Source organism: Pseudactinotalea sp., assembly GCF_048594945.1.
Lineage (GTDB): Bacteria > Actinomycetota > Actinomycetes > Actinomycetales > Beutenbergiaceae > Pseudactinotalea.
Genome location: NZ_JBMDXJ010000270.1, coordinates 1 through 6,433, shown reverse-complemented (window position 1 = coordinate 6,433; position 6,433 = coordinate 1). Strand labels below are relative to the sequence as shown.

Genomic DNA, 6,433 nt, shown 5'->3' with positions numbered 1-6,433 from the left:
GACTCCGAGCCGACATGGCGCACCGACCAGTCGATCGGGCAGATCCTCGCCTTCACCGAGACCAAGACAGTCTGGCACCCGAAGGGCACGTGAGACCCCTGGCCTCTGGAGCTGCGCGCCCGCTCCCCAGCCACCCCACGTCGGGATCGATCCGTCCATGCCCAAGGGGTTGAGATTTACAGCGCTGTATCGGTATGTTCGATCGGACGTGAGCCCGTGACGGTGCGGGTCGAGCAGACAAAGGACACCGATGTCGAACTCCCCACGATCACCCCGGATGCGCGTGGCGCTGGCCGCTGTGGCAGTGGCCCTGGCCCTCGGAGGCCTTGCCGCTCCGGCGACAGCCGATGACGCCGACGACAGCTCCGATCCCGCAGTGGACCCGCAGGACGACCGCGCCGTGACGGCGTCGTCGGTCACCCCGACCCCGGTCCCCGAGCCAGCCACGATCACCAACCCGGTGTCGTCGCCGTTCGCCGACAGCTACGCCGACCCCGCGGTACTGCGAGGCATGGACGGCTGGTGGTATGCGTACGCCACCAGCGACCCGCTGGTCAGCGGCGGCGAGTTCGGGCTGATGCACATGGCGCGCACGCAGGACTTCGCCGAGTGGGAGTACCTCGGCACGGTGTTCGACCAGGACACCCGCCCCGAGTGGGCCGCGGAGGGCTCGTTCTTCTGGGCACCGGACGTGCGCTACGTCGACGGCGAGTACCGCCTCTACTACACCGTCACCGACTCGGCTGCGAAGCCGGGCAACGACCCCGGCATCGGGCTGGCGACCGCCCCGACACCGGCCGGGCCGTGGACCGATATCGGCCACCCGGTGCTGGAGTCGGTAGCCATTCCCGACTCGGGAGACCCGCCGTCCTACCAGGGCTTGATCGACCCGTCGGTCTTCGTGGACGACGACGGCGCGATCTATCTCTATGTTGGTGGCTTCGCGGGTGGTCCGCACGTGACGCGGCTGGACGAGACCGGGCGCTCCGCCGTCGGCGAGCTCACCCAGGTGGCGGTGAGCGACCGATATGAGGGCTCCTACGTGCTGCGGCACGGCGACTACTACTACCTGATGCTGTCGGCTGCGGGCTGCTGCTCGGCGGTGGCCAGTGGGTACAGCGTGTTCGTGGGCCGTTCGGAGAGCCCGATGGGTCCGTTCGTGGACGCCGACGGCGTCTCGCTCCTCGACTCCGCGGCCGGCGGCACCCAGGTACTCGCCTCGAACGGGAACCGGTGGGTGGGCGTGGGTCACCACGCGGTGCTCACCGACAACGCCGGGCAGGACTGGATCGTCTACCACGGCATCGATCGCGACGACGGCTGGCTGAACGAGCCCGGTGGCATCAACCGACGCCCGATGCTCGTGGACCGGCTCGACTGGATCGATGGCTGGCCGGTGGTCAACGCGGGCGCGGGCCCCAGCGACAGCCCGGTGCCCGGACCCACCCTCGGGTCGGCGATGGGCATCGTCACCGACGACCCCGCTGCCGGCCGTGCCTTCCTGCCGTTGACCGGATCGTTCACGTCGCAGCCGGACACGACCACCGATGCGGGGGATGTCGCGGTGCTGGCGCCGAGCCGATTCCTGCCCGGAGTCGCGACTGCGCGCGAGCTCGTACGCGGCGAGAACCGGTTCGAGACCGACGTCCGGCTCGAGGCAGGCGCGGAGGCGTGCGTGCGGGTCGACGGTCTGCACAACCAGGCGCGGATCTGCCTGGACGAGGACGATCGCACCCTCTCGCTGCGGACCACCCATCGCCGGACGACCAGCACCACGTCCGCTGCCCTCCCCGAGCGGCTCGACCTGAGCCAGTGGCACACGCTCGTGGTGACGCTCACGAGCCAGGGCGTTCGTGCCGAGCTCCAGGAATCCCGCCTCGGCGACCCGGTCGCGGTGACCGAGGCCGACCTTCCGGGTGGCGCGCAGGGTCTGCTGTCGCTGCTCGCCCGCGGCGGTGTCGCCGAGCTCGACAACCTCTCGGTCGCACCGTTGGCGCACGCACCGGAGCGCGTGCCGGACCCGACCGTCGGCGACGTCACCTGGACCGAGTCCTTCGACGGCGACCTCGACGACGTGCTCGCGAACGGCTGGACGATCCTGCAGGAGCACCCCGGCCTGACCGCCGAGAACGGTTCCCTCCAGTGGCCGCTCACCTCCGGCGACCTCGCCGGAGGGGACGGCGGTCCAGCACTGCTGCGCGAGGCACCCGAGGGCGACTGGGTGATCGAGACCGACCTCGTTCTCGACCTCGGCACCGACACCGTGCGCAACTTCCAGCAGGGCGGCCTCGTGGTATACGCCGACGGCGAGCAGTTCGTCCGACTCAGCTCGGTCGCGCTGGGCGCCGCACGCGTGGTGGAGTTCTTCACCAAGCGCGACGGCGGCGGCATCCCCGTGCAGGGCGGTCACCTCGACGGCCCGCCCGCCACCGAGATCACGCTGCGGATCGTGCGCACGCACAACGCCGAGGGTGAGCAGCTCTACCGTTCGGCCTTCTCGATCGACGGCGGCCAGACCTGGCGCTGGGGCATGACCTGGACCATGCCCGCCGGCACCGACGTGCAGATCGGCCTCCACGCCGGCGGCGGCGAGAGCCCATCAACGGTGGCGACGTTCGACGAGTTCCGCATCAGGCAGGCCTGAGCGTCCCGACGCGGGTGATTCGCAGCCACAGCGTGACTGCGAGTCACCCGCGAACGCGGTCCGGCGGTGAGCCGAGGAACGCGGCGAGCTCCGCCGTCGTCGGGGTGTCGATGATCGACGGCGGACCGCTCTCCCACACCCGGCCCTCGTGGAGGAAGCACACCCGATCGGCGACGCGGCGGGCGAAGCCGAGCTCGTGGGTGGCCACGAGCATCGTGGTGCCGGCGGCGCGAACCTCCGCGAGCAGGTCGAGCACCTCCCCCACCAACGCAGGGTCGAGCGCCGAGGTGACCTCGTCGAGCAGCAGCAGATCCGGCGAGGTCACCAGGGCACGCGCGATCGCAGCGCGCTGCTGCTGCCCGCCGGAGAGCTGCTCGGGGTAGGCGCGTTCCCGCCCGGCGAGGCCGACGCGCTCGAGCATCGCCAGCGCTGCCGCCTCGGCCGTATCCCGATCCTGTCCGTGGACCAACCGTGGCGCGAGCGTGAGGTTGTCGAGCACGGTCAGGTGGCCGAACAGGTTGAAGGCCTGGAACACGAGCCCCAGCCGCGCGCGCACCCGGTCGGCGTTCACGCGCGGGTCGGTGACATCCTCGCCTCGCAGCGCGATCACACCGTCCTCGACCTCCTCCAGCAGGTCGATCGCGCGCAGCAGCGTGGACTTGCCCGAGCCGGACGCGCCGAGCAGCACCACGCACTCGTGCTCGCGGACATCGAGGTCGAGGCCGTCGAGCACGAGGTACTGGCCGAAGCCGAGCCGCAGGCCGCGCACGCTCAGGACCGCGGTCGGGTCGAGGCCCTCGACGGCGTCGCTCACCCGGTCGGTCATCGCGCCACCCCCGCGGCCGGTCGGGTCGCGCCCCACCCGCGCCGCTCGCTGTAGGCGTCCACCGCACGTGTGAGCGGGATCGAGATCAGCAGGAACAGCAGGCCCGCCACCACGTACGGCGTGAAGTTGTACGCGCCGGTCACCTCGATCTGGGCGGCCCGGATGGCGTCGACGGCGCCGAGGATCGAGATCAGTCCGGAGTCCTTCTGCAGCGACACCACGGTGTTGAGCAGCGCGGGTGTGGTGTTGCGGACCGCCTGCGGCACCACCACCGTGCGGGTCGTCTGACCGCGCGTGAGCCCGAGCGCACGCGCCGCCGTCACCTGGGCTGGATGCACTGCACCGATGCCGGCCCGGAAGATCTCTGCCGTGTAGGCGGTGTAGGTGAGGATGATCGCGCCGGTGCCGAGATACACGGCGTCGATGGGCAGCCATGGCAGTCGCAGGCTCGGTAGTCCGAAACCCACCAGCAGCAGCACGAGCAGCAGCGGCAACCCACGAAAGATGTCGACGTACGCCGCGACCAAGGCCCGCAGCGGGAAGAGCACGGGGGACGCCGTCGTCCGCACGATCGCCAGCAGCAGACCCAGCAGCAGCGAGATCACCACGGCGAGCACCCAGACGCGGATGTTGAGCCACAGTCCCTGCACCAGCCCCGGCAGCACCTCGGCGGCGACGTCGAGGTCGAAGAACGAGTCCCGGGTGCGCTCCCAGCCGGGTGAGGTCACCACCACGAGCACCGCGGCGGCCACGAGCACCAGCGTGGATCCGAGCGCGAGCAGGAACGAGCGCCGGCGCCGCCTCGCGCGGTAGGCGGCCCGCTCCACCGCCAGCGGCGACGGCTCCCAGGTCACCCTCCGCCTCGCTTCACAGGAACAGTCTGGCGCACGGCCGGCGGTGACCCCGCCCGGGCTCACCAGACGACCGCGACCGCCGCCAGAGCCAGGTACACCGCCGCCGATGTCCGCGCGAGCCATCTCTGTGCGCGCCGTGAGGACCGCAGCCGCTGCGACAGACGACCGGCGGTGATCGCGTAGGCGCTGTCGCACACACCCGCCACGATCACGAACGCCGCTCCCAGCACCGCGATCTGGACGTGGGCCGCCCCGCGCCCGGGATCCACGAACTGGGGCAGGAACGCCAGGAAGAACAGCGCGGTCTTGGGGTTGAGGAGATCGATCAGCAAGCCGTCCAGGAACAGGCGCCTGCGTCGTGCCGGGATCGTCGCCGCCGTCGGGCTCCCGGCACGGCGGGACTGACGCAACGCCAGCGCAGCGAGCCAGACGAGGTAGCCGGCGCCCGCCCACGAGAGCAGCTGCACACCCATCGGGACGAGGTGCAGGAGCGCACTCACGCCTGCGACCGACAGCCCCGCGTGCACGGCTGCGGCGGTCTCGAGACCGAGCATCGAGACAAGTCCGGCGGCGGTGCCCTGCTGCACGCTGCGGGTCACGACGAACGTGACCGACGGGCCCGGTACCACCACCACGACCACGGTGGCGAGCAGGAACGCCAGCGTCGTCTCCGGGCTGGGTAGTGGCATCGGACTCTCCGTGGCAACCACGCCCGAGACCGCTGCCGACCTCGCAGCTACTCGGGCACTGACCCGGACAGCCTGGAGGGCCCCCCTTTCCTCGCCCTTTCGTCAGCCGAGCTCAGGGATGTCGTCGGACCTCAGCCACTCGGTGCGCAGGTCCGCCAGGGTGCCGTCGGCCTCGAGGGCGTCCACGGCCTCCGAGACACAGTCGGTCAGCGGCGAGTCGAGGTCGAGCACGAGGCCGAGCTGTTCGGTCACGCCGCCATCGGGCAGCGTGCCGATGACCGCGGTGTCCGGGAAGTACACCGTGGTGGCGGCGACCGCCTGGTCCACGTCCATCACCACAGCCTGCACCTGGTCGTTGCTGAGCGCCTGCATCGCGAGGCCGGCGTCGTCGTACGGCACGAGCTCCACGGCGTCGCCCCAGGCTGCTTCGGCGAGGCTCAGCGACGTCTGCGAGGCGGTCACGCCCACGCGGACGCCTTCGAGCTCGGCGAGGGTCGTGGCGCCGGCGAGGTCGCCCTCACCCTGCACCACCACGCCTTGCCGGGTGGTCAGGTACGGGCTGGAGAAGTCCACCGCCTGCTCCCGCTCCGGGGTGATCGAGGTCTGGTAGGCGGCGATGTCGAACGGCTTCGCAGCGGGCGCGACGATCTGCTCGAACGTCACCTGCTCCCAGACCACGTCATCGGCGGCGTACCCGAGCTGCTCCGCGACCGCGTACACCAGCGCCGACTCGAAGCCCTCCCCCGTGCTCGGGTCCTCCCCCACGTACCAGGGCTCGTAGGGAACGCTGGTACCGACCGTGAAGGTGCCCTCGGTCAGCGTGGGCAACGAGGCAGGGTCGCAGGTCAGCGCGCTGCCGCTGTCCGCCCCCGGGCTGCCGCCCTCGTCCGGGGTGCTGCAGGCGGCAGCCAGCAGCAGCAGGCTCGCGGCAGCGAGAACGCGGGTAGCGCGCACGTGGGTCCTCTCGGTCGTCTCCGCGACCAGCGTAGGTCCCCGAGCGCCCGACGGCGGCTCTCGCCGCTGGTCCGCTCAGTCGCCGAGACCGGTGCCCACCTTGCGTGCTGCGGAGATCCACTCGTGCTCGGCCGGGACCAGCTTGACCTTTCCGGCGACGTCCGTGAGCGGCACCGGCTGCGTCCCGCTCCCGCGCGCCGCCACCATCACGCCGAACTCCCCCGCGTGCACCAGGTCCGCGGCCGCAGCACCCAGGGTGGTCGCGAGCACCCGGTCGGCCGCCGAGGGCGAGCCGCCGCGCTGCACGTACCCCAGGATCGTCACGCGCGCCTCGAGGTCGGTGGCCGCCTCGAGCTGCCGGGCGAGCGTGAAGGTGTGCTCGCGCTGGGCATCCTCGACGTGCTTGAGGTGCGTGCGAGCGGCGCGCTGCGCCTCGGTGGTCTTGGCGTTCTTGACCAGCAGCTGG

General features: G+C 71.4%; 6 protein-coding genes. 1 reads left to right on the top strand and 5 read right to left on the bottom strand.

What is annotated here, in order from left to right; genetic code table 11:
• Positions 1-250: 250 nt before the first annotated feature.
• Positions 251-2,644, top strand: coding sequence for a family 43 glycosylhydrolase (locus ACOJSN_RS11740; protein ID WP_420112684.1), 2,394 nt, complete (start codon positions 251-253; stop codon positions 2,642-2,644).
• A 43-nt stretch (positions 2,645-2,687) separates the two neighbouring features.
• Here the strand turns inward: ACOJSN_RS11740 and ACOJSN_RS11735 are convergent, their stop codons facing one another.
• From ACOJSN_RS11735 to ACOJSN_RS11715, 5 genes are all read right to left on the bottom strand, one after another.
• On the bottom strand, positions 2,688-3,470 hold the full coding sequence (locus ACOJSN_RS11735) for an amino acid ABC transporter ATP-binding protein (protein WP_420112683.1): 783 nt from the start codon (positions 3,468-3,470) through the stop codon (positions 2,688-2,690).
• Positions 3,467-4,324, bottom strand: coding sequence for an amino acid ABC transporter permease (locus tag ACOJSN_RS11730; RefSeq protein WP_420112682.1), 858 nt, complete (start codon positions 4,322-4,324; stop codon positions 3,467-3,469). Before ACOJSN_RS11730 ends, ACOJSN_RS11735 begins: the two co-directional genes overlap by 4 nt.
• Positions 4,325-4,383: 59 nt before the next feature.
• Positions 4,384-5,013 carry a LysE family translocator gene (locus ACOJSN_RS11725; RefSeq protein WP_420112681.1) on the bottom strand — a complete coding sequence of 210 codons (630 nt, stop codon included), beginning with the start codon at positions 5,011-5,013 and terminating at the stop codon, positions 4,384-4,386.
• 102 nt (positions 5,014-5,115) lie between these two features.
• Complete coding sequence (locus ACOJSN_RS11720; protein ID WP_420112680.1) at positions 5,116-5,967, bottom strand: ABC transporter substrate-binding protein; 852 nt, start codon at positions 5,965-5,967, stop codon at positions 5,116-5,118.
• A 75-nt stretch (positions 5,968-6,042) separates the two neighbouring features.
• The coding region (locus ACOJSN_RS11715; RefSeq protein ID WP_420112679.1) for a 6-phosphofructokinase at positions 6,043-6,433 on the bottom strand (391 nt) is incomplete at its 5' end.